At 66.0% G+C, this 25,780-nt stretch carries 15 protein-coding genes, 1 other RNA gene and 1 pseudogene; 14 read left to right on the forward strand and 3 right to left on the reverse strand.

Going from position 1 to position 25,780, the window contains the following annotated elements:
• The first annotated feature begins 264 nt into the window (after positions 1-264).
• A complete protein-coding gene (locus tag RBA40_RS29800; protein WP_306652212.1) occupies positions 265-2,217 on the forward strand; it encodes a S9 family peptidase in 1,953 nt (650 codons plus the stop codon).
• A 40-nt stretch (positions 2,218-2,257) separates the two neighbouring features.
• On the opposite strand, the gene RBA40_RS29805 is transcribed toward RBA40_RS29800, so the two are convergent.
• Entirely contained in the window at positions 2,258-5,074 is a 2,817-nt protein-coding gene (locus RBA40_RS29805; protein WP_306652214.1) for a M16 family metallopeptidase, read from the reverse strand.
• A 36-nt stretch (positions 5,075-5,110) separates the two neighbouring features.
• Positions 5,111-7,960: an EAL domain-containing protein gene (locus RBA40_RS29810; RefSeq protein WP_306652216.1), complete on the reverse strand. Its 2,850-nt coding sequence runs from the start codon at positions 7,958-7,960 to the stop codon at positions 5,111-5,113.
• Positions 7,961-8,310: 350 nt separating this feature from the next.
• Between RBA40_RS29810 and ribBA the strand changes: the two genes are divergently transcribed.
• The 3 genes from ribBA to nusB all read left to right on the forward strand — a co-directional run bounded on the left by ribBA (position 8,311) and on the right by nusB (position 10,515).
• A complete protein-coding gene (ribBA, locus tag RBA40_RS29815) occupies positions 8,311-9,444 on the forward strand; it encodes a bifunctional 3,4-dihydroxy-2-butanone-4-phosphate synthase/GTP cyclohydrolase II (RefSeq protein WP_306652217.1) in 1,134 nt (377 codons plus the stop codon).
• Between the two features lie 46 nt (positions 9,445-9,490).
• Positions 9,491-9,970 carry a 6,7-dimethyl-8-ribityllumazine synthase gene (ribH, locus tag RBA40_RS29820; RefSeq protein ID WP_306652219.1) on the forward strand — a complete coding sequence of 160 codons (480 nt, stop codon included), beginning with the start codon at positions 9,491-9,493 and terminating at the stop codon, positions 9,968-9,970.
• Positions 9,971-10,044: 74 nt separating this feature from the next.
• Positions 10,045-10,515, forward strand: a complete 471-nt coding sequence (gene nusB, locus RBA40_RS29825) for a transcription antitermination factor NusB (protein WP_054263535.1) — start codon at positions 10,045-10,047, stop codon at positions 10,513-10,515.
• Between the two features lie 238 nt (positions 10,516-10,753).
• On the opposite strand, the gene RBA40_RS29830 is transcribed toward nusB, so the two are convergent.
• Positions 10,754-11,563, reverse strand: coding sequence for a transglycosylase SLT domain-containing protein (locus RBA40_RS29830; RefSeq protein WP_374710563.1), 810 nt, complete (start codon positions 11,561-11,563; stop codon positions 10,754-10,756).
• A gap of 569 nt (positions 11,564-12,132) precedes the next feature.
• Here RBA40_RS29830 and ubiD point away from each other — a divergent pair.
• The 10 genes and pseudogenes from ubiD (at position 12,133) to RBA40_RS29885 (ending at position 25,582) form a co-directional block, all read left to right on the forward strand.
• Entirely contained in the window at positions 12,133-13,617 is a 1,485-nt protein-coding gene (gene ubiD / locus RBA40_RS29835; RefSeq protein WP_306626846.1) for a 4-hydroxy-3-polyprenylbenzoate decarboxylase, read from the forward strand.
• Positions 13,618-13,877: 260 nt separating this feature from the next.
• Positions 13,878-18,128: pseudogene (locus tag RBA40_RS29845) on the forward strand (RHS repeat-associated core domain-containing protein).
• Between the two features lie 27 nt (positions 18,129-18,155).
• Positions 18,156-18,674 (forward strand): hypothetical protein, encoded by a 519-nt coding sequence (locus tag RBA40_RS29850; RefSeq protein WP_306652223.1) that lies wholly within the window; start codon positions 18,156-18,158, stop codon positions 18,672-18,674.
• A 50-nt stretch (positions 18,675-18,724) separates the two neighbouring features.
• Positions 18,725-18,823, forward strand: an RNA gene (ffs, locus tag RBA40_RS29855) — signal recognition particle sRNA small type.
• A 161-nt stretch (positions 18,824-18,984) separates the two neighbouring features.
• Positions 18,985-21,159 carry a DNA polymerase III subunit gamma/tau gene (locus RBA40_RS29860; protein WP_306652224.1) on the forward strand — a complete coding sequence of 725 codons (2,175 nt, stop codon included), beginning with the start codon at positions 18,985-18,987 and terminating at the stop codon, positions 21,157-21,159.
• 46 nt (positions 21,160-21,205) lie between these two features.
• On the forward strand, positions 21,206-21,532 hold the full coding sequence (locus RBA40_RS29865; protein ID WP_099881273.1) for a YbaB/EbfC family nucleoid-associated protein: 327 nt from the start codon (positions 21,206-21,208) through the stop codon (positions 21,530-21,532).
• Positions 21,533-22,123: a recombination mediator RecR gene (gene recR, locus RBA40_RS29870; protein ID WP_306652226.1), complete on the forward strand. Its 591-nt coding sequence runs from the start codon at positions 21,533-21,535 to the stop codon at positions 22,121-22,123. It begins immediately after the preceding gene.
• Complete coding sequence (locus RBA40_RS29875; RefSeq protein WP_306652228.1) at positions 22,123-23,343, forward strand: CaiB/BaiF CoA transferase family protein; 1,221 nt, start codon at positions 22,123-22,125, stop codon at positions 23,341-23,343. Before recR ends, RBA40_RS29875 begins: the two co-directional genes overlap by 1 nt.
• A gap of 135 nt (positions 23,344-23,478) precedes the next feature.
• Entirely contained in the window at positions 23,479-24,612 is a 1,134-nt protein-coding gene (locus RBA40_RS29880; protein ID WP_306652230.1) for a glycosyltransferase, read from the forward strand.
• Positions 24,593-25,582 carry a DUF2334 domain-containing protein gene (locus tag RBA40_RS29885; RefSeq protein ID WP_306652231.1) on the forward strand — a complete coding sequence of 330 codons (990 nt, stop codon included), beginning with the start codon at positions 24,593-24,595 and terminating at the stop codon, positions 25,580-25,582. Before RBA40_RS29880 ends, RBA40_RS29885 begins: the two co-directional genes overlap by 20 nt.
• The last annotated feature ends 198 nt before the right edge of the window (positions 25,583-25,780 follow it).

Raw genomic sequence — 25,780 nt, forward strand, 5'->3', positions numbered from 1 at the left:
TCCAGTTGCGCTTGAACAGCAGCGCCCGGACCCGGTTGCTTCTGATCCTGCCCGGCGCTGCTCAACGGCCATGACGATGAGTTTATCCGGCGCCCATTCGATGACACCGTTCACCTGCCCGATGCAAGCAAACGCGGACCCGCCTGTGTAGCGCACTGCGCAATCGTATATATTGAGTCCCCTGAACGTGCCGGCCCTGTCGCCTGGCCGATCACGGTTTTCCTTTTGCCGGATTTGACAGAAACTCACCCACATAAACTCACTATGGCACAACTCCACACAGTCCTGTTCTCGGCCATGATGGCCGGCGCCGGCGCCGCCGCTTCCGCACTGGCCGCCGAGCCAGCCGTGCTGCGCGATTACCGCGCTCTGGCCATCACCCCGGACGGCAAGCGTATCGCCGCCCTCGAATCGCTCGACCCGGGCGGGCTGCCGCTTCGCCCGCACACCGTCGTGGTCGTGCGCGATGCCGTCAGCGGCGCCATCCTGGCCCAGTACGACCCGTGCGCCGCCTGCACCTACGACCATCCCGCCTGGTCGCCCGACCAGCGATCGCTGGCCTTCATCAGCGCCGACGCCAAGGCCGGCATGGCCACCGTCTACGTCGCCAGCCCCGCTGGCGCCGCGCCGGTCGCCTCGATCAAGGGCGTGGCCAGTACCGTGCGCTGGTCGCCGGACGGCAAACTGCTGTCGCTGCTGGCCACCCCCGGCGCGAAAAAACTCGGCGGCGCCGTCGAAGCGGGCGCGCGCCAGGTCGGCGAAATCGGCACCCAGGACGACGCCCAGCGCCTCGCCCTGGTGGCCCCGCACGGCGGCGAACTGACCATGGTCTCTCCGCCCGACAGCTACATCTACGAATACGACTGGACCCCGGACGGCAAAGGCTTCGTCGTCACCAGCGCCAAGGGCAACGGCGACAACAACTGGTGGGTTGCCACCTTGGGCCATGTGGACGCCGCCAGCGGCACATTGCGCATGCTGGCTTCCCCGAAGATGCAGATGAATATCCCGCGCGTTTCGCCCGACGGGCGCAGCGTCGCCTTCATCGGCGGCCTGATGAGCGACTTCGGCTCGGTCGGCGGCGACGTCTTTACGATACCCCTGTCGGGCGGCGAGCCGCACAACGTCACCCCGCGCTTCGCCGGCTCCTTCAACGCTCTGGCCTGGCAGGGCAGGCAGCTGATCGCCTCGGCGCTGGTCGGCAGCGACCATGCGGTATTGAGCATCGACCCGGCCAGGCGCAGCACGCGTACCCTGTGGTCGGGCGCCGTGGGTGCCACCGGCTCGCGCCAGGGCCGCTTCGTCTTCAGCGCCGATGGCGCGCTCGCCGCCTCGGTGCATGAAGACTTCGCGCGCGCCCCGCGCATCGTCGCCGGACGTTTGCCGCAGCTGGCCGCCATCACGCGCGACAACGACGGCTTCGCGCCGCAGGTGCGCGCCACCAGCGTCGAATGGACCAACGAGGGCTTCAAGATGCAGGGCTGGCTGGTCGCGCCGCTGGCGACCGAGCCGGGTAAAAAATATCCAATGGTGGTCCAGGTGCACGGCGGACCGGCATCGGCCGCCTCGCCGCGCTTCGTCTCCGAGGGCGAACAGGCCAATCCGCTGCTGCGCGACCTTGCGCGCAAGGGTTACTACGTGTTCCTGCCCAATCCGCGCGGCAGCTTTGGCCAGGGCATCGCCTTCAGCAGCGCCAACAAGCGCGATTTCGGCGGCGGCGACTGGCGCGACATCATGGCCGGCGTCGACGCCGTGGTGAAGACGGCGCCGGTGGACGCCGGCCGCCTTGGCCTGATGGGACACTCCTACGGCGGCTTCATGACCATGTGGGGCGTCACGCACAGCCAGCGCTTCAAGGCCGCGGTGGCCGGCGCCGGCATCGCCAACTGGATCAGCTACTACGGCCAGAACGGCATCGACCAGTGGATGATTCCCTTCTTCGGCGCCTCGGCCTACGACGACCCGGCGGTGTACCGGGCTGCCTCGCCGATCGAATCGATCAAGGCCGCCAGGACGCCGACCCTGCTCTACGTGGGCGAGCGCGACGTCGAAACGCCGGCGGTGCAATCGATGGAGTTCTGGCACGGCCTGCGCGCCATGGGCACGCCGACCACGCTGGTGATCTACGATGGCGAAGGCCACGCGATCCGCAAGCCCGAACACCAGCGCGATCAGCGCGCCCGCACGGTGGGGTGGTTCGAGCGCTATTTAAAATAAGCTGGAACAAGCCTTGGGTACCCGACAGGGCACCCAAGGCTTATTTTTCCGGATACAGCACCAGCTGCACGTAGTTGTTCATGTCGAAGTAGCGCCGCGCGGCTTGCTTGAGCTGTTCCGGCGTGATGGCCTCCACCTTTTTCGGATACGCCAGGATCTCGTGCGGATCGTTCCCCTGCAGCTCGGCCGCTTGCAGGCGGTTGACCCAGTAACCGTTCTCGCGCAGCGATTTCTGGTGGTTCTGCAGCCAGTTCTGCTTGACCTTGTTCAGGTCCGCCAGATCCGGTCCTTGCTCCTTGATGCGCGCAATCTCGGCCATCGTGGCGGCGATCACCTTGTCCACATTGGCCGGCCCGGTCGGCAGCGAGGCCGTGATCAGATAATTCTCGTACGGGTATTTGCTCAAGCTGCCGCTCATGCCTCCGCCGTAGATCAGGGCCAGCTTTTCGCGCAGGATGTCGGTGATCCGGATGTTGATCACTTCCAGCATCGCCTGGAAGCGCATCGCTTCTTCGTCCGAATACGGCGCCTCGCCGCTGAAGTTGAGCGACACGCTGCTCTTGGCCTCGGACCCGCTGCGCACGTCCTTCTTCACCACCCCGCGCACCGGACGCACGCCGGCATCCTTGTAGCCGATCTCGATCTCGCCCACCGGCAGCGCGCCCAGGTAAGTGGCCAGCAGCGGCTTGACCTTGGCCATGTCAAAACTGCCCGCGAAAATGAAGGTCATGTCTTTGGCGCTGAAGAAGCGCGCGCGGTAGACCGCCAGCGCGCGCTCCAGATCGAGCTTGTCGAAGTCGCTCGGGCGCGCCGTGCGGGCCACACGCGGATGGTTTTGATACAGGGTGCTCACCAGCGTGTCGCGAAACACCGATTCCGGCTGCGCCATCGCGTTGCGCGCAGCTTCGACCTGCTTGCCGACGAAGGACTTGTACAGGCCTTCGTCGCGCCGCACGCCCGTCATGCGCAGGTACAGCAGCTGCAGCATGGTTTCCATGTCGTCGTTGGCGGTGCTGCCGGTGATGCCGTCCACATGGTTCCCCAGCGTGACGCTGACCGTGGCGGCCTTGCCGGCCAAGATCTTTTGCAGGTCGAGCGGCGAGTGGTCCTTCAGCCCCATCGTCCCCACCACCGCATTCGCGTAGCGCGCGTTGATGATGTCGGCCTCCCCGAACAGGGTCTGGCCGCCGAAGCGCGCCGCGCTCATGAGCACCTGGTCGTTGCGAAAGTCGGTCGGCTTGAGGATCACTTTCACGCCGTTCGACAGGGTCAGCCTGGTCAGCCCCAGCGCCTTGTCTTCGCTCTGCGCGACGATGCTGCCGCCCGCCGGCGGCTTGTCCATCAGCTCCGTGGCCAGCGTCTTTTGCTCGAGCGCGCGCACCGTCACTTTTTCGGCCGCGGCCACCGCCGCCAGCAGCTGGGCGCTGGTCGGCACCGGAATATCGCTCTTGGTGCTGCCCGTGTACACCACCAGCTTGGCCGATGCGGCCGGAATGGTGGCGCGCGCGTAGCCGTTCATCTCGTCGAGGGTGATCGCCGGCAGCAGCTCGCGCACGTAGGCGTATTCGTTTTCGATGCCGGGGATGCTTTCCTGTTCCAGGAAGTTGCGCACGTATTCGCCGACGTAGCTGCCCGAGTCGGTCTTGTCACGTTCGTTGTAGGCCAGTTCGTACTGGCGCATCATGTTCTTGCGGGCGCGCTCGAATTCCTGGGCGCTGAAGCCGAACTGGCGCGTGCGCGCGTTTTCCTGCACCAGCGCCTCGATGGCCGGCGTGGCGCCGCCCTTGCCGAGCGCGGCGAAGGCATTGAAGGACGTGTAGCGCGGCGTGAGTTTGCCCACCGAGCTGCTGCCGGCGATGAACGGCGGGTCGGCCTGCTGCGCCAGTTCCTGCATGCGCTGGCCCAGCATGCCGGTAAACAGTGCCTCGACCAGCTTTTCGCGGTAGGCGCCGAAGGTGCCCTTGTCGATCGCTTCCTTCACCGGGTAGCGGATCAGCAGCGCATTGGAGGTCGCTTCCTTGTCGGTCACGACCAGCGCCTCGGTGTGGGCGCGCGTGGGAATGGCGGCGTAGGTGCGCGCGCGCGGGCTGGCCGGGTTCTTCAGCTGTCCGAAATGCTGTCTGATGCGCCGCTCGGCATCAAGCGGGTCGATGTCGCCCACCACCACCACCGCCATCAGGTCGGGCCGGTACCAGTCCTTGTAGAAGCGCCGGATGGCCTCGTGCTTGAAGCCCTTGATGACGTGTTCCTGCCCGATCGGCAGGCGCCTGGCGTACTGCGAGCCGTTGTACAGCTTCGGAATGAGCACCTTTTGCATGCGGTCGTTGGCGCCTTTGCCCAGCCGCAGTTCTTCCAGGATGATGCCGCGTTCCTTGTCGATGTCGGCCGCGTTCATGGTCAGCCCGCCCGCCCAGTCCTGCAGCACCAGGAAGCCCTTGTCGATGTTGTCGCGGTTGTCGGTCGGGATGGGCAGGATGTACACCGTCTCGTCGAAGCTGGTGTAGGCATTGAGGTCGGCGCCGAACTTGACGCCGATCGATTGCAGGTACGAGATCAGTTCGTGCTTCTTGAAGTTGGTCGAGCCGTTGAAGGCCATGTGCTCGGTGAAGTGGGCCAGCCCTTGCTGGTCCTCGTCTTCCAGGATCGAGCCGGCCTTGACGACCAGGCGCAGTTCGAGTTTTTTCTCGGGCCTGGCGTTTTTCTGGATGTAGTAGGTCAGCCCGTTGGCCAGCTTGCCCACCTTGACCTGCGGCCCTACCGGTATCGCGTCGTCCAGCTTGATGGCGGCCTGGGCGCCGATAACGCACGCCAGCAGGAGGGTGGCCGCACAGGCGGATCGAACGAAATACTTGGTCATCGGCGTCTCTGCAATTGTGTTGGTGGAGCGCGGATTCTACTCCTTTGCCGACACGGGTAGCGACGCCGGTTGCGGCGGCGGCAGCGCCAGGCGCGCATCCGACGCCATCAGCAGCGCCATCGCATCGGCCGCCAGCGGACGGCTGAACAGGTAGCCCTGTACCTCGTCGCAGCCGATGCGCTGCAAAAACGCCAGCTGCTCGGGTGTCTCCACGCCTTCGGCCACCACGGTCAGCGACAGGCCGTGCGCCAGCGCGATGGTGGCCTGGGCGATGGCGGCGCTGCGCGGATCGCTGATGATGTTGCGGACAAAACTCTGGTCGATTTTCAGCTTGTCGAGCATGAAGCGCGACAGGTAGCCGAGCGAAGAGTAGCCGGTGCCGAAGTCGTCGAGCGAAATCGATACGCCCATGTCGGTCAGTTCGGCCAGCTGCTTTTCGGCCGCTTCGCTGTCGCGCATCATGACGCTTTCGGTCAGTTCGATCTCCAGGTAGCGCGCCGCCAGGCCGCTTTCGCGCAGCGCCTCGCGCACCACGGCCGGCACCGTGCCGGCCGTGAACTGGTGCGCCGAGACGTTCACCGCCACCCGCAGCGGAGGCAGGCCGGCGTCCTGCCAGGCCCTGTTTTGCATGCAGGCCTGGCGGATCACCCAGTTCCCGATCGGCAGGATCAGGCCCGTGTCTTCGGCCAGCGCGATGAAGTCGCCCGGCCCGACCTGGCCCAGTTCCGGGCTGCTCCAGCGCAGCAGCGCTTCCATGCTGCACATGCGGCCACTGCCCAGCGCCACCTGCGGCTGGTAGTGCAGCGACAGTTCGTTGCGCTCGATGGCGCGGCGCAGGTGCGTTTCCAGCGCCATCCAGCGCAGCGCGTGCGCGTTCATCTCGCCCTTGAAGAAGCGAAAGCCGTTACGGCCCGCATCCTTCATGTGCGACAGCGCCACGTCGGCCGCTTTCAGCAGTTCGCTCGGGTTGGCGCCGTCGCGCGGGTAGATGCTGATGCCCACGCTGGTGGTGACGATCAGTTCATGGCCGTCGGCGTGGAACGGTTGCGCGATCTCCTCGATCAGGCGCCGCACCGCGACGATGATGGCGTCCGAGTCCAGGCATTCGGTCAGCAGCAGCACGAATTCGTCGCTGCCCAGGTGCGCCAGCGAGTCGGCGGGACCGGCCAGCATGCCGGCGCGGCGCGCCACTTCCTGAAGCAGGGCGTCGCCGGCTTCGTGTCCCAGGCTGTCGTTGATGCGCTGCAGGCGGTCGATATTGAATAGCAGCAGGGCGATCTGGCGGTCGCCGTGGCGCGCCGAGGCGATCGCCTGCTGCATGCGGTCGACCAGCACCGAGCGGTTCGGCAGCAGGGTCAATGGATCGTGGTTGCTCAGGAAGTCGACCTGGTGATGAGCCGCCTTGAGCGCGCTGATGTCGCTCGATACCGATACATACGCGTCGACCGCGCCGTTTGCCCCGCGCACGGCGTTGATGCTGATCCGCTCCGGGTACACCTGGCCGTTCTTGCGCCGGTTGGTGATTTCGCCGCGCCACTGGCCGCTGGAACTCAGGCTGGCCCAGATGGCGCGGTAAAACGCGCTGTCGTGGCGGCCCGACTGCAACAGGCGCGGATTGCGGCCCACCACCTCCGCTTCACTGTAGCCGGTAATGTGCTCGAAGGCCGGGTTGACGGCGATGATGGAGCCCTGCGCATCGGTCATCATGATGCTTTCCTGCGTGCTCTCGAGGATGCGGGCCGACAGGCGCAGGCGCTGCTCGCTGTCGCGCAGGGCGCGGTCGGCATGCAGGCGCGCGGCCGCTTCCAGCTGCAACTGGGCGGCGTGGCGCTGCACCACTTCGTACAGTCCGAGGTTTTCGTAGGCTACCGCCAGCTGGGCGCCGAGCGTCACGCCGATGCGTTCATCTTCATGGCTGAACGGCGTCGCGCCGGGCGCGCGGGCGCAGTACATCCAGCCGTACAGGTGGTTGCGGTCGCGGATCGCCAGGCCCAGGAAACCGCCCACCGCCGGATGGCCCTCGGGCAGCGCCGCGCCGTCCTGCAGACGCAGCGCCAGGGGCTGCTGGAGCAGGGCGCCGGGCAGCTGGCGCGTATCGAGCGCATGCCCGGCCAGCAGCGCGCTGTCGACCCCGCGCGCGGCCAGGTGGCGCACGCGCTGTTCGCCGCTGTCGAGCAGGCACACGGCCACGCGGTCGGCGTCCAGGATGGCGCCGGCCGCCTGCAGGAACACGCCGATCATCGCATCGGCATTGCGCTCGCCGGTCAGGCGCAGGCTCATTTCCTCCATGGCGCCCAGGCGCGCGGCCAGGCTGCGCAAGCCGCTCATGCGCTCCCCCAGCAGGGTGCCCAGGTCGGCGCCGAGGGCGGCATCCGTGGCGCCATGGCGCTGTAGCAGGGCACCGAGCGCCTGGCGCGCCGACACCAGCGCGTCGTCGATGCTGCTGCCCAGGTCCGCGCTCAGGCCCGGCGCGCCGTCGTCCGGTGCCGGTCCCTGCTGGTGCATGCTGGCGCTGCCGGACAGTCCCAGTTCGCCATGCACCGCGGCCAGGATGTCTTCCGGGTCGGCCGGCTTGGCCAGCACCCGCGTCACGCCGCAGCTGCGCGCCAGCGCGGTGGTTTCGCTTACGGCGTAGATGGCCGAGTAAAAGATCACGCGGGTGGCGGCCAGTTCCGGGTCGGCGCGCAGCTGCTGCACGAATTCGTAGCCGTCCATGGCCGGCATCAGGATATCGGTGATGATCAGGTCGGGCCGCTCGGTGCGCACCTGCGCCAGCGCGTGCGCGCCGTCATAGGCTTCGAGCAGGCGATGACCGGTGTGGCCGAGCAGGGCGCTCAGGTAGCGCCGGTTCGAGGGCCGGTCGTCGACGATCAGGATCGTGGACATACGCCAGGCTCCGGGGGCCGGGATGGTGTGCGGTGAGAGTGGGGACGTGCTTGCATCGGTGGCTCCGGGGCATCTCTCCGGCATGCAAAAGCACGGAAGGCGAGGCCTGCAGTGATAATAATGCAGGTCGGCGCACGCTTTCCGGATTTGTTTCGGAACGATTTGAAAAACGTAACATTTCCTTATCATTTACCCCATATTGTTGTCTCAGTGCAACGAATCAGGGCGAGCATGGGTGAAGTCGCTGTACCTCCTCGGAATCTTCCCAAGCTTAGGGCGGTTGAAGTCGGGTAAATCCTTTAAAATAGCGGATTACGCTCCAGCAGCTTTGTCGCATCAGAGGATCTTTTATGTCTATTTCCAGTACCCCCGAAATCGTTGAAGAGTTGCGCGCAGGACGCATGGTCATCCTGGTCGATGAAGAAGACCGCGAAAATGAGGGGGATCTGGTGCTGGCGGCCGATTTCGTGACGCCCGAGGCCATCAATTTCATGGTCAAGCACGCGCGCGGCCTGGTCTGCCTGACCCTGACCGAAGAGCGCTGCAAGCAGCTCAACCTGTCGATGATGACGTCGAGCAACGGAACCTTTTACGGCACCAACTTCACGGTGTCGATCGAAGCGGCCGAGGGCGTGACGACCGGTATTTCGGCGGCCGACCGCGCCAAGACCATCCAGGTGGCGGTGGCCAAGAACGCCAGCCCGGCCGATATCGTCCAGCCCGGCCACATTTTCCCGCTCAAGGCCCAGCGCGGCGGCGTACTGATGCGCGCCGGCCACACCGAAGCCGGCTGCGACCTGACCGAGATGGCCGGCCTGACGCCGGCCTCGGTGATCTGCGAAATCCTCAAGGACGACGGCACTATGGCGCGCCTTCCGGACTTGCTGGAGTTTGCCAAGGAACACAATCTGAAGATCGGCACCATTGCCGACCTGATCCACTACCGCGGCCAGAACGAGTGCCTGGTGGAACGCATTGCCGAGCGCAACATGCAGACCGCCTACGGCGAGTTCCGCCTGATCGCCTTCCGCGACAAGCCGAGCGGCTCGGCCCACCTGGCCATGGTCCATGGCGACCTGGCGCCCAACCTCGACGCCCTGGTGCGCGTGCACCAGCCGGTTTCCATCCTCGATCTGCTCGATAGCGAAGCGACCACCCACTCGTGGACCATGGCGTCGTCGATGCAGGCGATCAAGCAAGCCGACCGCGGCGTCATGGTGCTGCTCAACTGCGGCGAGACGGCCGACCAGCTGTTTGCCCAGTTCGCGGCGCTCGACGCCGACACCAGGCCGACCGGACGCGCCGCCAGCATGGACTTGCGCACCTACGGCATCGGCGCCCAGATCCTCAAGGACTTGGGCGTTGGCAAGATGGAATTGCTGGCCAGCCCGCGCAAAATGCCGTCCATGACCGGTTTCGACCTGGAAGTGACCGGTTATCGGGCCCGACCGAACGGCGAGCCATCCGCCAAGCCGGCCGCCTGACGCGGTACACTTCTCATTCAATCACACATATAAAAAGGGGTCTGCCATGACCGTAGGAACTTATGAAAGCAATCTGACCGGTGCAGGCCTGCGCGTTGGCATCGTCCAGGCGCGTTTTAACGCCGATGTGGGTCATGGCCTGCTGTCGGCTTGCCTGGCTGAACTGAAGCACCTGGGCGTGAGCGATGAAGACGTGCTGCACGTCACCGTGCCCGGCGCGCTGGAAATTCCGCTGGCGCTGCAAAAGATGGCAGAGACCCAGCAGTTCGATGCCCTGGTCGCGCTCGGCGCGGTCATTCGCGGCGAAACGTATCACTTCGAGCTGGTCTCGAACGAATCGGGCGCCGGCATTACCCGCATCGGTCTCGACTACGGCATCGCGATCGCGAACGCCGTCCTGACCACCGAGAACGACGAGCAGGCTGAAGCGCGCATGGCGGAAAAGGGTGCCGAAGCGGCGCGCTGCGCCGTCGAGATGGCCAATCTGCTGATCGCGCTCGAAGAGCTGCAAGCCGACGAAGACTGAGTCCGGGTCGTCAGCAATACATTGTCCAGAATACGTAGTTAAGAACAAACGGTAATAAAGAAGGTAAGAACACCATGACAGAGAAAACCTTGCACGCCAACCCCAGCAAGAACCGCACGCCGCGTCACCGGGCGCGCGAGTTCGCCTTGCAGGGGCTGTATCAGTGGCTGCTGAACAATGAAGATGCCACCACGGTCGTGACCAACATCCGGGCAGCGCACGGCTTCGAAAAGGCCGACGCCGACCACTTTGCGGTCTTGCTGTACGGCGCGATCAAGGATTCGGTTGCCCTGCGCGAAGCGTTTGCGCCCCTGATCGACCGCGGCGTGGCCGAGCTGTCGCCGATCGAGCACGCGGTGCTGCTGATCGGCGCGTTCGAGCTGAAGAACAACCTGGATATTCCTTATCGCGTTGTCATCAACGAGGCGGTCGAGCTGACCAAGTCGTTCGGCGGTATCGATGGGCACAAGTACGTCAACGGTGTGCTCGACAAGCTGGCGCCGAAGCTGCGCGCTGACGAAGTCGCGGGCGATACCCGGCGCTAAGGCGCCGGTCCCGCCATTGGCGCAACCGGCCTCCAGGGTTGGGGCGGCACTGGCGGGAGCCGGGAGCCGGGGTCCGCTCGTTCAGCCGGCACCGCGAAAGCCATCGTTTTTGCCACTGGCGGGAATCGATGGCACATTGCGCAGGGGGCCGGCCTCTACTTCCCGAACCGAAACGCCCATAAAAAAAGCCCGATGCATGCGTCGGGCTTTTTTACATCTATATATATATAGCAGCAAATTACAATCCGGCGATCTGCTCCTGCGAGGCTTTCTCCGCCAGGACCGGTTTCGGTGCGGCCGGTGCCGTAAACGTCGGCACTTTCTTTCCGCTCGCCACCAGCTTGAGCTTCTGATATTCGTTCATCACGCGCGAACCATAACCCTGGTCGGTTTCGAAGGCGGCGGCGCCCACGTAAGTCTTCAGGCCGGCTTCCACCGAACCGCCGCGTTTCACGTATTCCTTGAGGATCAGCGAGCCGACGCGGATATTCGCCACGGGATTGAGCGCGGCCTTGGTCCCGCCCATATCCTGAAACTTCTCATGGTGAATCTTCGACATCACCTGCATCAGGCCTTGCGCGCCGACCGGGCTCTCGGCAAACGGGTTCAGACCCGATTCGATGGCCATCACCGCCAGGATCAGCAGCGGATCGAGCTTGATTTCGCGCGCCGTCGAATAGGCGGTCGAAACGAGCATGTTGGCGGCATCGCCCGCCACGCGGTAGCGCTTGGACAGCCAGGTGGTCACGAACTCCTGCTGCTTGCGGTTGGCGTGGGTCGCCTTGTCGTCGAGCGCCAGAATCGGCTGCTCGTTCGGCGCCAGCACGGCTGGTGCCGGTGCGGGTGCCGGCGCGGGCGCCGTCATCAGGGCCGACAGGGCGGGCGCCTGCACAGGCGCGCGCGCGACCACGACGACGGGCGCCGGCTTGTGCGGCGCTGCCAGCAGTTGCGACGCTTCGTGCGCCAGTTCAGGACGCATGTAGAGCAAAGCCATCATGGCCAGTGCGGAAACGCCGAAAAACGTCAGTGTGTGTTGCATTGTAGTCAGGAGACCACGCGCCGTTTTGCTCACGGAAGACCACGTGAATGGCTGGCTGGCCATGGTTTGGGCGAGCTTTGCTGTCGCCCCGTTGAAACGATGTATCATCGAATTCCCCTTTGTCGCGGAAAAAGCCATCCCAGCACCGCGCGTTAGCGCAGCGGGCAGACTTGTGCCGTGCATCAGAAATATCGTCCATCGCCGCCGCGTGGGCGCGCGATTAACGCCGTCATTGCTCGCTTCAGCTGGTCGTTCCCTGTGGTATTGGACCAGTAGCTAAACAACTTTTTCGGGGGAGAAGGCAGACGCCTATTGAAAACACTCCTTAAAATGTCATTGGGGCCCCGACCCCGTGAAGTTATGAGACAGGCTAGAATCGAGTCCGTAGACAGTGCCTGCTCATCAAGTAGGGCGAATTGTAGAAGCGGGTATATACTAAGTCAATACTAACACAAACGTTCTATATTACTTTTAGATCTAGCTTTTTGTGCTGCGTTGCAGCAAAGTCCTATGAAATCAACCACTTGGCATGGCTAATTGAACAACCATGCTCACATGAAAAAAAGAATTTAAAACCGATGAATTACGTAGACTTGCGCGATTTCATGTCGAAAATGCAAGAAATGGGCGAATTAAAGCGCATTTCCTTGCCAGTTTCACCTTATTTGGAGATGACGGAGGTGTGCGACCGCGCTTTGCGGGCCGCCGGACCGGCCATTTTGTTTGAAAATCCGACCGGCCATACGATTCCGGTCCTCGGTAACCTGTTCGGTACGCCGCGCCGGGTGGCGCTCGGCATGGGCGCCGACGACGTCGGCGAGCTGCGCAAGATTGGCCATGTATTGGCCCGCCTCAAGGAGCCGGAACCACCCAAGGGCTTCAAGGACCTGATGGGGCTCGGTTCGCTGGTCAAGGCCGTGTGGGACATGTCGCCCAAGGAAGTGCGCGGCGCGGCCTGCCACGATATCGTCTGGGAAGGCGCCGACGTCGACCTGGCGCGCCTGCCGATCCAGCATTGCTGGCCGGGCGACATCGCGCCCCTGATCACCTGGGGCCTGGTCATCACCAAAGGCCCTAACAAGAAGCGCCAGAACCTGGGCATCTACCGCCAGCAGGTGATCGGGCCGAACAAGGTCATCATGCGCTGGCTGGCGCACCGGGGCGGTGCGCTCGACTTCCGCGAACATGGCATCGCCACCAAGGGCCAGCCGTATCCGGTGGCGGTGGCGCTGGGCGCCGATCCGGCCACCATCCTCGGCGCGGTTACGCCGGTGCCGGACAGCCTGTCCGAATACCAGTTCGCCGGCCTGCTGCGCGGCAGCCGCACGGTGCTGACCAAGGCCATCGGCAGCGAGCTGCGCGTGCCGGCCTCGGCCGAGATCGTGCTGGAAGGGCATATTTACGCCGATCCGAATCACCCGACCGGCTACGAGCACGCGCTGGAAGGGCCGTTTGGCGACCATACTGGTTACTATAATGAGCAGGACAGTTTTCCGGTGTTTACCATCGACCGCATTACCATGCGGCGCGACCCGGTTTATCACTCTACGTATACAGGCAAGCCGCCCGACGAGCCGGCCGTGCTCGGGGTGGCGCTCAATGAAGTGTTCATTCCGCTGCTGCAAAAGCAGTTCAGCGAAATCACCGACTTTTATCTGCCGCCCGAAGGCTGCAGCTACCGCATGGCCGTGGTGCAGATGAAGAAGCAGTACGCCGGCCACGCCAAGCGCGTGATGTTCGGCGTGTGGAGCTTCCTGCGCCAGTTCATGTATACCAAGTTCATCGTGGTGGTGGACGAGGACGTGAACATCCGCGACTGGAAAGAGGTGATCTGGGCGATCACGACGCGGGTCGACCCGATGCGCGACACGCTGCTGGTCGATAATACGCCGATCGATTACCTCGACTTTGCCTCACCCGTCAGTGGGCTGGGCAGCAAAATGGGCATCGACGCGACCAATAAATGGCCGGGCGAGACCAACCGCGAGTGGGGCACGACCATCAGCATGACGCCGGAAGTGAAGGCGCGGGTCGATTCGATCTGGCAGGAGCTGGGTATTTGAAGTGTCAAACGGGGGCTTGGCGGCAAGCCCCCGCCTCGGAGCCGCCGCCATCCGCACTTGCGCTTGTGCGGTGTGGTGACAAGCTCGCCCGTTTCGGTGTATTCTTGCACTGATCAATTGTTGCTATAGTTGTATCCTTGTGGTTTCGTCCAGCGCCACGCTGGCACCGATAACAAGCCCGGGCGCACGCTGGCGTCCGATGACCAACCGGAAAAGGCGTGCCGCGGCACTGGCCTTCACCAACCAGGTACGAGCCCGCCATGTTTGAAGCCGCCCGTCTCACCGACCCCATCGCCCACAGCAGCGCGCTGGCCGGATTTCTGGTCGGCGCCCTGATCGGCATCGCCCTGATCGCCGCCGTCGCGTTTGCCACCTTCACCTGCGGTTTTGGCGTCGCGCTGCTCGCTGGCCTGGCGGCCGGCGTGGGCGGCTCGCTGATACTCGGCATAGGCGAGGCGATCGGGAAGTCGATCATGTCGCCCGCCGGGGCCATCACCAGCGGCTCGCCCACTGTCTTTACCAACGGCCTGGCGGCCGCCTTCGCCAAGGCGAGCACGGTCCTGTGCGACAAGCACAGCCCGGTGCCGCTGGTGGCGGAGGGGTCGACCAATGTCTTCATCAACGGCTTCGGCGCGGCGCGCAAGGACGACTCCACGGTCTGCGGCGCCAAGATCGACGGCGGTTCGTCGAACGTGTTCATCGGCGGCGGCACCAAGGAATACCTGCCGGTCGCCGACGAAGTGCCGCCCTGGCTGCGCACCACGGTCGACTGGGCGTTCGCGCTGGCCGGGTTGGCGGGCGGGCTGGCCGGCCTGGTCAAGGCCGCCGGGGGCTTGTCGCGCGCGGTGCTGCCGTGCGCGGCGAAATTCATCGCCGGCTACGTGGCCGGCGAAGCGGTCGGCCGCTACGTGGCCGCCCCCGTCATCTCGCGCGTGATGGGTGGCCTGCTGGGCAACCCGGTCGAGGTGGCGACCGGGCGCAAGGTGCTGCTGGCCCAGCACGAAATCGACGCCGTGCTCCAGAGTCCCATCCCGCTGGTCTGTGCACGTTTTTACGGCAGCGACCTCGCTTTTGAGGGCAGCCTGGGCAAGGGCTGGGTGCTGCCATGGGATTTGCGCCTGCAGCAGCGCGACGGCATGATCTGGTTGACCGATGCCCAGGGCCGCGAAACCGGTTTCCCGCTGGTGCAGCCCGGCCACTGCGCCTACAGCGAAGCGGAGCAGTGCTACCTGGCCTGCACCGCCACCGGGCAGTTCATCCTGTATGACCTGAACGAGGTGTATCACGACTTCGGCCTGCTCGATGCCGGCGGCGATATCGCCTGGGTGCGGCGCAAGGAAGACCGCACCGGCTAGTGGCACAGCTACACCCGCGACGACGCCAACCGCGTGAGCATGATCCGCACCAGCGGCGGCCAGCAGCTGCAGCTGCGCTACGCCGAATCGCCATCGCGGCTGACCGCGATCGATTGCATCGATGGCGGCACCCCGGGCACCCTGGTCGCGTATGGCTACGACGGGTTCGGCCAGCTGGTGTCCGTCACCGACGCCAACGGCGCCGTGGCGCGCCAGTTCAGCTACCTTGACGGCCGCATGGCCAGCCACACCAACGCGCTCGGCCTGACCAGCACCTACGAGTGGGCCGAGATCGACGGCGCCGCGCGCGTGGTCGCGTGCGGCACCAGCGAGGGCGATCACACACGCTTTCGCTACGACCGCGAGGCGCGCCAGACCTGGGCCCAGGACGAACAGGGGCGCACCGCGCACTGGCAATACGACGCGCATTTCCAGATCGTGGCGTGCACCGATTTCGACGGCGCCAGCTATCGCATCACGTACAACGATGCCGGCATGCCGCAGCGGGTGTCGCTGCCGGGCGAGCGCGAAGTGGCGTTCGAATACGACCACGCCACGCGCGTCATCGCCGAAACCGATACCCTGGGCCGCGTCACCCGCACGGCCTACCACGCCAACAGCCTGCGCATCAGCGAGCTGATTGTGCCAGACGGCTCGCGCTGGCGCGCCGAGTACGACTATCTGGGGCGCTTGCTGGCGACGACCGATCCGCTGGGCCGCGAGGAGCGTAACGAATACCCGAGCGGCCTGAGTCCCTTCCCGGTTGCGCACATCGATGCCAGCGGCGGGCGCCAGCAGATGGAATGGAACCGGCGCGGCCAGATGACGTCGCGCACCGACTGCTCGGGCAAGCTCACGCGCTACCAGTACAACGCCGATGGCCAGCTGGCCTGCCTGACCGACGCCCTTGGCCAGGCCACGTACTATCACTACCTGCGCACGGGCGAACCGACGCAGGTGGTGCTGGCCGACGGCAGCACCGAAGAATTCGCGTACGACGCGGCGGGTCTGCTCATCGAACAGCGCAGCGGCGAGCAGCAAGCGCGCCGCTGGGTACGCAACGCGCGCGGCCAGGTGCTCGACGCCATCGATCCCGCGCAGCAGCATCTGCGCTACCGCTACGATGTGCGTGGGCGCGTGGTGGAACTGGCCCGCGACACCGGCACGCGCTACCGCTTCGAATACGATGCCGGCGACCGCCTGGCGCGCGAGATGCGCCCCGATGGCGCCGAGCGGCGCATGCGCTACGATCCGGCGGGCGAGCTGATCGAGGTTGAAAAAATCGGCGCCGTGAAAGGCGACGCCGCGCGCCGCACGGTGCTGTATGAACGCGACAAGGCCGGACGCGTGCTGGCGCAGACCACGGCAACGGCCGTCACCCGCTACACCTGGGACGACGGCGACCGCCTGCTCGAAGCAGCCTGCGAGCCGAATGCCGCCGGCGCCGCGCTGGGCGTGGCGGCGGGCGCGGTCCGCTTCGAGTACGACCGCGCGGGCCGCATGGTGGCCGAACACGGCGCCGACGGCACGGTCGGCTATTCGCTCGACATGCTCGACAACCTGGTATCGCTGGCGCTGCCGCATGGCCAGCGCATCGACATGCTCACCTACGGTTCCGGCCACGTGCACCAGATCCGCTGCGCCGACGGCGTGATTTGCGACTTCGAGCGCGACGACCTGCATCGCGAAATCGAACGCACCCAGGGCGGCCTGACCCAGCGCATCGCCTACGACATCCTGGGCAGGCGCACATCGCAGACGGCGGGCAGCGCGCCGGAACTGGCGGCGGGGCAGGCTCGCCTGTGGCGCAGCTATCGCTACCATCCTTCGGGCGACCTGGCCGAGCAGCGCGACAGCGTGCGCGGCGCGATCGATTTTCAGTACGATGCGGCCGGGCAGCTGCGGCGCCAGATGCGCCGCGCCGACCAGCAGCAGGAACGCTTCGTGTGGGATGCGGCCGGCAATCTGCTGCAGGACGCGGGCGAAAAGAGTCGCGGCCAGGTCGACGGCAACCGGCTCATGGTCTGGCAAGACATGCGCTTCGAGTACGACGCCTGGGGCAATATGGTCACCAAGCGCAAGGGGGCGCACCAGATCCAGCGCTTCAGTTTCGATGCCGAAGACCGCCTGGTGAGCATGGTGACGGAAAACCTGCGGGGTGTGACGGAAACGCGCTTCGCCTACGATCCGCTGGGCCGGCGCATCGCCACGACCGACACGCGCACGCAAGCGGGCGGGCTGGCGCACAGCGTCGTCAGGCGTTATGTGTGGCAGGGGCTGCGCATGGTGCAGGAGCGGCGCGGCAATGCCGTCAGCAGCTACGTGTTCAGTCCCGACGCCGCCTACACCCCGCTGGCGCGGGTCGATGCGGTGATTGCCGCCGCCGCGACGGCCGCCGCCATCGCCACCGCGAAAAGCACGGCGCGCGTGTATCACTTTCATACCGACCTGATTGGCGCACCGCTCGAAATGACCGACGAAGCGGGCGAGCTGGCCTGGGCCGGCACCTATCAGGCCTGGGGCAAGGTCGGCACCGACGACGATGTGGCGCTTGCCGGCGCCATCGACCAGCCCTTGCGCTTTCCGGGCCAGTATGCCGACGAAAGCACCGGGCTGCATTACAACACCTTCCGCTTTTACGATCCCGACATCGGGCGCTTCATCAGCCCGGACCCGATCGGGCTGGCCGGCGGCGACAATCTGTATGCGTACGCGCCCAATCCGTCCGGCTGGATGGACCCGTGGGGGTTGATGCCGTGGGTCGATCCGGTCAATGTCGGGCACCACCTGGTGCCGCAAAGCCTGGCCCGCTCGACCGGTCCCAGCCTGGTCGCGACCCTGTTCGGCAGCAACACCCAGACGCCGACCTTCTTCTTCTCGAAGCCGTATGTGGCGGGCAGCCATGAAGCCATCCACGCGGCCCAAAAGCCGTTCGTCGGGCGCCTGACAGGATCGTGGAGCGGCAAGCCGATGGACCTGGTCCGGGCCGCGGGCAGGGGGCTGGACGCGGTATCGCATATCCGCGGCGACCTGAAGATACCGGCAACAGGCGAAGTCATCGCGCACAATGTCACGCCGCGCCAGGCTTACTCCGCGCTGCTGACGTGGGGCAGGAAACAGGCGATGCCGCCGCCGTCGGCGTCCGGCGGCTGCTGATAACAATCTGATAGTGGAGCTATGAACATGCAACAATTCGAGGTGGTCGTCGACTTTGGCGGCATCGTGGTGTTCGACGACAAGGGCTTGCAGGCGTACTTCGGCAACATCGCCGAGGGCGACAATCTGTACCGGCGCTTCACGAGCACCGACGATGGCGACAAGGTGGTGGAGCAGGGAATCGTGATTCCCATTATTGGCGTCAACGACAGTTCCTACCGGGTATCGGTACGCATGGCCGGGGAACCGTCCGTCGTTCCTGACGAGCTGATCATTGTGAGAAACGCGTCGTTCCCGCTGCGGGTGACGGGCCGGCTCATCATTGCGGACCTGGCCGTGTTCCTTGAGTGGTATCCGGAGGAGGGCTGGCAGCAGATCGATATTGCGCCGGGATGCTACGCGGCCGCGGTCAACGGGTTTCGCAAGGTGGAAAATAATGTGGTGGTCGACTTCGGTTTTGACATTGTCCTTACGCCCGCCGACGCGCTCCCGCCCATGAGCGCCTCGCTGCAGCAGAACATGCAGGTGCTCGAGCTGCCGGGATGAGCCCGCAAGCTGTTTCCCACAAATTCTCCCGGTCGGTTATAATTGTCGCTGGCGGGCCCCTGCGCATTGTGGCATGGCTAACCTGGTCAGGTCGGGAACGAAGCAGCCACGGCCGTTAACCATAAGTGCCGCAGATCAGGCTCGCCTCTTTCGATCTCCTTGTTGTCCAGTCTCCGTCGTACCTTCCCCCAGCACAGTCGCAGCCCGTCCGCACAAGCGGTGGTTTCGCATTCGCGCGCGCTCTTGCTACAATTGCCTTTTCGGGGAGCGGGAATCCCCGCCGCGTTCGCTATCTACGGTAAAATTCAGCATGTCCTATCAAGTCCTCGCCCGCAAATACCGTCCCAAGAATTTCGACACGCTCGTCGGCCAGGAGCACGTGGTGCGCGCCCTGACGCACGCCCTGCAATCGGGCCGCCTGCATCACGCCTATCTGTTCACCGGCACCCGCGGTGTCGGCAAGACGACCCTGTCGCGCATCCTGGCCAAGTCGCTCAACTGCATCGGCCCTGACGGCACCGGCGGCATCACCGCCGACCCGTGCGGCGTGTGCGAAGCCTGCACCGCCATCGACGCCGGCCGCTTCGTCGACTATATAGAGATGGACGCGGCCTCGAACCGCGGCGTCGACGAAATGGCCCAGCTGCTCGAGCAAGCCGTGTACGCCCCCTCGAACGCGCGCTTCAAGGTCTACATGATCGATGAGGTGCACATGCTGACCAACCACGCCTTCAACTCCATGTTGAAGACGCTGGAAGAGCCGCCCGAGCACGTCAAGTTCATCCTGGCGACCACCGATCCGCAGAAAATACCCGTCACCGTGCTCTCGCGCTGCCTGCAGTTCAATCTCAAGCAGATGCCGCCGGGGCATATCATCAGCCACCTCGACAACATCCTCGGCCAGGAAGGCATCAGCTTCGAGCAGCCGGCCCTGCGCCTGCTGGCCCAGGGCGCGCACGGCTCGATGCGCGACGCGCTCTCGCTGACCGACCAGGCGATCGCCTACGCGGCCGGCGAAGTCACGCTCGAAGCGGTGCAGGGCATGCTCGGCGCGCTCGACCAGACTTACCTGGTGCGCCTGCTCGACGCGCTGCTGGCGCAAGACGGCGCCGACCTGATGGCGGTGGCCGACGAAATGGCCAGCCGCAGCCTGTCGTACAACGGCGCGCTGCAGGACCTTGGCACCTTGCTGCACCGGATCGCGCTGGCGCAAAGCGTGCCGTCGGCCGTGCCCGAAGATTTGCCCGAACTGGCCGACATCCTGCGCCTGGCGGCGGCCTTCGACGCCCAGGAAGTGCAGCTGTTTTACCAGATCGCCGTCCACGGCCGCAACGAAATCGGCCTCGCGCCCGACGAATACGCCGGCTTCACCATGACGCTGTTGCGCATGCTCGCTTTCCGCCCCGGCAACGGTGGCGCCGAAGGCGCGCCGCCGAGCGGTTCGACCGCGGCCCGTTCGCCCTCGCCAGCGCGTGCTGCGGCAGCCGCCGCCGCGCCGGCACGTGCCGCCTCGGCAGCCGTCGCCAGCCACGCCGTGGTGAGCGCGCCGCCACCACCGGCGCCACGCATGCCGCCACCGCCTGCGCCAGCAGCGGCGGCACCCGCTCCGGCGCCGCCCGCACCAGCGGCCAGCGTGCCGGCCATGAACTCGGCGCGCGCCGCGATCAACGCCGCCCTCGAAGCGGCGCGTTCGGCCAGCCGCGGACAGAACTCCTCGCCGCGCCGTCCGACCGCCATGTCGAACCAGGCCGCCGCCAACGCCGCCGCGGCTGCGCCAACGCAGGCCGCGCCGGAGCCGGAGCCCGCACCCGCACCACCGGCCGCGCCGGCCGCATCGAAGGCGCCGCCGCCGTGGGAGCAGGGCGAGTCCCAGGCTGCCGCACCGCAGGCCGCACCGCCGCCAGCGCCACCGATGCCGGAAGCGCACTATCCCGAGATGCAGGACGACGAGCCGCCATCGTGGGTCACCGAATTTTCCGACGACACCGCCGTCGCCCAGGAAGCGCCACCGGCCGCCGCCATGCGCGCGCCCGCGCGTGCGCGCCCCGCCTACGTCATCACCCCGGTGCCCGAGATCGGCTGGGACGGTAACTGGCCCGGCCTCGCCGCCGGCCTGACCTTGCGCGGCGTATCGCAGCAACTGGCGCTGCAGACGGAACTGGTGTCCTGCGTGGTGGACGGTAACGTCACCACCTTCAGCCTGCGCGTGCCGATCGACACCCTGCGCGCCAGCGGCAATACCGAAAAACTGTGCGCAGCACTGCAGGAGCGCTTTGCCACGACCAAGATCCACCTCGAGATCGACATCGGTCCGGTGTGGTACACGGCCAGCGCCGAAGCGATCGCCTGGCGCGAAGAATGCCAGCGCGTGGCCGAAGAAACCGTGGCCAACGACCCGTTCGTGAAAGACGTGATGCGCGACCTTGGCGCGTTCATCGTGCCCGGCTCGGTGCGTCCCGCCCCGGCGCCCGGCGCCTCCGCCTGAACCGCCACCCCCTTATTGACTATTTTTTGAATCCCGGAGAACCACCATGATGAAGAACCAGCTCGCAGGCTTGATGAAACAGGCGCAAGCCATGCAGGACAACATGAAGAAGGCGCAGGAACAGTTGGCCAGCGTCGAAGTCGAAGGCCAGTCCGGCGCCGGCCTCGTGAAGATCGTCATGACCTGCAAGAACGACGTCAAGCGCGTCTCGATCGACCCGTCGCTGCTGGCCGACGACAAGGACATGCTGGAAGACCTGGTCGCCGCCGCCTTCAACGACGCCGTGCGCAAGGCAGAAGCGACGTCCGCCGAAAAAATGAGTGGCCTCTCCGCCGGCATGCAGCTGCCGCCCGGCTTCAAGATGCCGTTCTAAATGTCCAAATCGCTCGACTTCCTGACCGAAGCGCTGCGCCGTTTGCCCGGTGTCGGCCCGAAGTCGGCGCAACGCATGGCCTTCCACCTGCTGCAGCACGACCGCGAGGGCGCCGCGATGCTCTCGCGCGCGCTGTACCAGGCGGTCGACGCGGTTCACCACTGCGCCCTGTGTAACACCTTCGCCGAAACCGACGTGTGCGACCTGTGCCTCGACGACCAGCGCGACACCACCTTGCTGTGTGTCGTCGAGACGCCGGCCGACCAGATGATGATCGAGCAGACCCTGACCTACAAGGGCCTGTACTTCATCCTCATGGGCCGCCTGTCGCCGCTCGACGGCATCGGCCCGAAGGACATCCACCTCGAAAAACTGCTGGTGCGCGCCGCTGACGGCGTGGTCGGCGAGGTGGTCCTGGCGACCAATTTCACCAACGAAGGCGAAGCCACCGCGCACTACATCAGCGAAATGCTCAAGGCGCGCGGCCTGAAGGTGAGCCGCCTGGCGCGCGGCGTGCCGGTCGGCGGCGAACTCGAATACGTCGATCCGGGCACCATCGCGCGCGCGATGCTCGACCGGCGCAGCACCTGATGACGGCGCCGCCATTCAAGCCCGGCGCGCTGGCCGGCATCAAGGTGCTCGAACTGGGCACGCTGATCGCCGGCCCGTTCTGCGCGCGCATGCTGGCCGAATTCGGCGCCGACGTCATCAAGGTCGAAGCGCCCGATGGCGGCGACCCGATCCGCCAGTGGCGCGTTCTCAAGGACGGCACCTCGCTGTGGTGGTCGGTCCAGTCGCGCAACAAGAAAAGCATCACCCTGAACATGAAGGATGAACGCGGCCGCGCCATCGCCAGGCAGTTGGCGCTGGAAGCGGACATCATCATCGAAAACTACCGCCCCGGCGTGCTCGAAAAATGGGGCATCGGCTATGAACAGATCAAGGCCCTCAACCCGGCCGCGATCATGGTGCGCCTGTCCGGCTTCGGCCAGACCGGCCCGATGAAAGACCAGCCGGGCTTCGGCGCCATCGGCGAATCGATGGGCGGGCTGCGCTACGTGTCCGGCCACCCGGACCGCCCGCCGGTGCGCGTGGGCGTGTCGATCGGCGACTCGGTGGCCGCGCTGCACGGCGTGATCGGCGCCATGATGGCGCTGCGCCACCGTGACGCCAGCGGCGGGCGCGTCGACGGCGAAGGACAGATGGTCGACGTGGCCCTGTACGAAGCCGTGTTCAATCTGATGGAGTCGCTGGTGCCCGAGTTCGACCACGCCGGCGTGGTGCGCGAGCGTACCGGCGGCGCGCTGCCGGGCATCGTGCCGTCGAATACCTACACCACCGGCGACGGCGAGAACATCGTCATCGCCGGCAACGGCGACGCCATCTTCAAGCGCCTGATGCTGGCCATGGGCCGCATCGACATGGCGGGCGACGCGCAACTGGCGCGCAACGATGGCCGCGTGCCGCGCAGCGCCGAGATCGACGATGCGATCCAGGCCTGGTGCGCCACGCAAAGCATAGCCAGCGCGCTGGCGACCCTGCAGGCGGCCGATGTCCCGGCCGGCAAGATCTACTCGGTGCGCGACATGATGAGCGACCCGCAGTTCCTCGCGCGCGACATGTTCGAGCAGCACCACTTCAGCGACGGCACGCCGGTCAAGCTGCCTGCCATCACGCCCAAGCTGTCGGCCACGCCGGGCCAGACCCGCTGGCTTGGTCCGGCGCTGGGTGAACACACTGACGACATCCTCGCCAGCCTCGGCTATGACGCCGAGGCGATTGCCGCCCTGAGACAGGCGAAGGTGCTGTAGAAGCTGCTGGCTGCCGCCAGTTCGGTTCGCTGCCAGCGGCGTTCCATCCCATGTCGCGCAGCGAGCGTTTGCGTGCGCTCAAACTCCACCCGCTTTGCGCTGCTATGGTGTGCTCTCCCAACCGAGTCCACCAACATGCACCTCGTCGACATCACCATGTTTTATGCCGCGGAAGGCGGCGTGAGCACTTACCTCAACGCCAAGGCGGCCTGGCTTGCGCGCCGCAACCGCGTGCGCCACACCATCCTCAGTACCAACGTCGACAGCCGCGAGGGCGCGCCGGCATTGCGGCGCGTTCCCGCCATCGCCTTTCCCGGCGTGAACGGCTTTCGCATGCCGCTCTCGATCGGCGCGTCCGCGCGCATCATGCTCGGCCTGCGACCGGACCTGATCGAAGCCGGCGACGCCGGCCACGGCGCATGGGCGGCGCTGCGCGTGCGGCGCAAGCTGGGCGTGCCGGCGGTCGCCTTCTACCATTCCGATTTGCCGCGCCTGATACACGAACGCTTCGGCCAGCCCGCGCGGCGCGCCGCCAGCGCCTACCTGGCCCACCTGTACCGGCAGTTCGACCTGGTGCTCGCACCGAGCCGGCTGATGGTGCACCAGCTGGCGGCCATCGGCGTGCGCGATGTGGTGCACCAGCCGCTCGGGATCGACATCCACACGTTTTGCCCGCAGCGCCGCAGCGCGTCGCTGCGCGAACGCCTGGGACTGGCGCCGCAAACGCGGCTGCTGGTCTACGCCGGCCGCTTCACCGCCGAGAAAAAGCTGACGGTGCTCATCGATGCCGTGCGCAAGCTGGGGCCGCCGTACCACCTGCTGCTGATCGGCGGCGGCGGTGCGGTCCCGCACTGCGCCGGGACCAGCCTGATCGCCTTCCAGCGCGACCAGCGCGTGCTGGCCGGCCTGCTGGCCAGCTGCGATGTGCTGGTCCATCCCGGCGACTGCGAAACCTTCGGCCTGATCGTGCCCGAAGCGATGGCGTGCGGCTTGCCCGTGGTGGGCACGAGCGGGGGCAGCGTGGCCGAGCTGATCGACGACAAAACGGGCATCGTGGTGCCGCCCAACAGCGTCGACAGCCTGGCCGCCGGGATCGAGGCGATCTTCCGCATGGACCTGGCGGCGATGTCGCGCGCGGCGTCGCGCAAGGCGCACGAATACTACGACTGGAACCGCATCATGCCGCAGCTGATGAATCGCTACGCGGGCCTGCTGGCATCGCGCGCGCGGGCCGACCTGGAGGCGGAACGTGTCTGCGCCACCGAATGAGCAGGCGGCGCTGTGCGTCGTCATCCACGATGTGGCGCCGGCCACCTGGCCCGATTGCCTGCGCCTGCTGCAGGCCGTGCGGGCGGTGGCCGACATTCCGCTCACGTGGCTGGCGGTGCCGCGCTGGCATGGCGGCGAGGACCGCTCGCCTGCGTGCGAAGCGGCGCTCGACAGCGTGCTGGCCGACGGTCATGAAATCGCGCTGCATGGCTATACCCATGTTGATACCGCTGCGGCGCGGCGCGACTGGCGCAGCCGCTTTTTGCGGGGGGTGTACACCGAAGGGGAGGGCGAGTTCGCCGCGCTCGACGCGGCCGAGGCGAGGCGCCGCATCGAGCTGGGGTTGGCATGGTTCGATGAGCGGGGCTGGCTCGCGAGCGGTTTCGTCGCCCCGGCATGGCTGCTCAGCGATGGAGCCTGGGAGGCGGTGCGCAGCTACCCGTTTCTCTACACGACGACGTGGAACCATTTTCACGTTCTGATGCCGATGCCCTCGAATCCGGCGATTCCGACACCGCCCTTGAATCCGTCGGCTGCCACGCCGCCCTTGCAACCATCGTTCCCGCGCGAGGACGGCCCTCGGCGAGCCCCTATGTTCTCCGAACCGCCGCCATTGCCCCGCGCCTTGCTATCGCCATCCCTGGTGTACGCGGCACGCAACCGCGCCGGGCGTATCGTTTCCCCGCCGCTCGCCCGGACACTCGCCCGGCTGATGCACGCTTCGCCACTGGTACGCATGGCCCTGCACCCGCGCGACGCCCGCCACCCCGCACTGCTGCGCCACGCGCAGCAACTCATCGAACATTTGCTGCAATCGCGCGCGGCGCTGACCAAGAGCGCCTTTGCCCGTCAATGGGCCGCAGCCGCTACCAGTACGGACCCCAATAACCGCCCAGCGACCAGTGCGACCGGCCCACACCGCCATGAAAATGCGGATAGCCATAGCGCTGCAGATCGTCCCGCGCGCTAAGTTGCAGTACGCAATTGCGCCACGGATCCGAGTTGGACGGATAGCCTAGCCTGGAACATGCCGGGCCGTACACGACCATCATCCGGTCCATTTCCGCCTGCGCCGAGGCGGCCCGTTGCTGCGGCGTGGTGCAGCCCGTGAGCAGCAACGCGCCAATACACACCGTCATGAGCTTACGCATTGATATCTCCTGTATGC

Origin of the sequence: Massilia pseudoviolaceinigra (genome assembly GCF_030846505.1) — a bacterium.
GTDB classification, from domain to species: Bacteria; Pseudomonadota; Gammaproteobacteria; order Burkholderiales; family Burkholderiaceae_D; genus Telluria_A; species Telluria_A violaceinigra.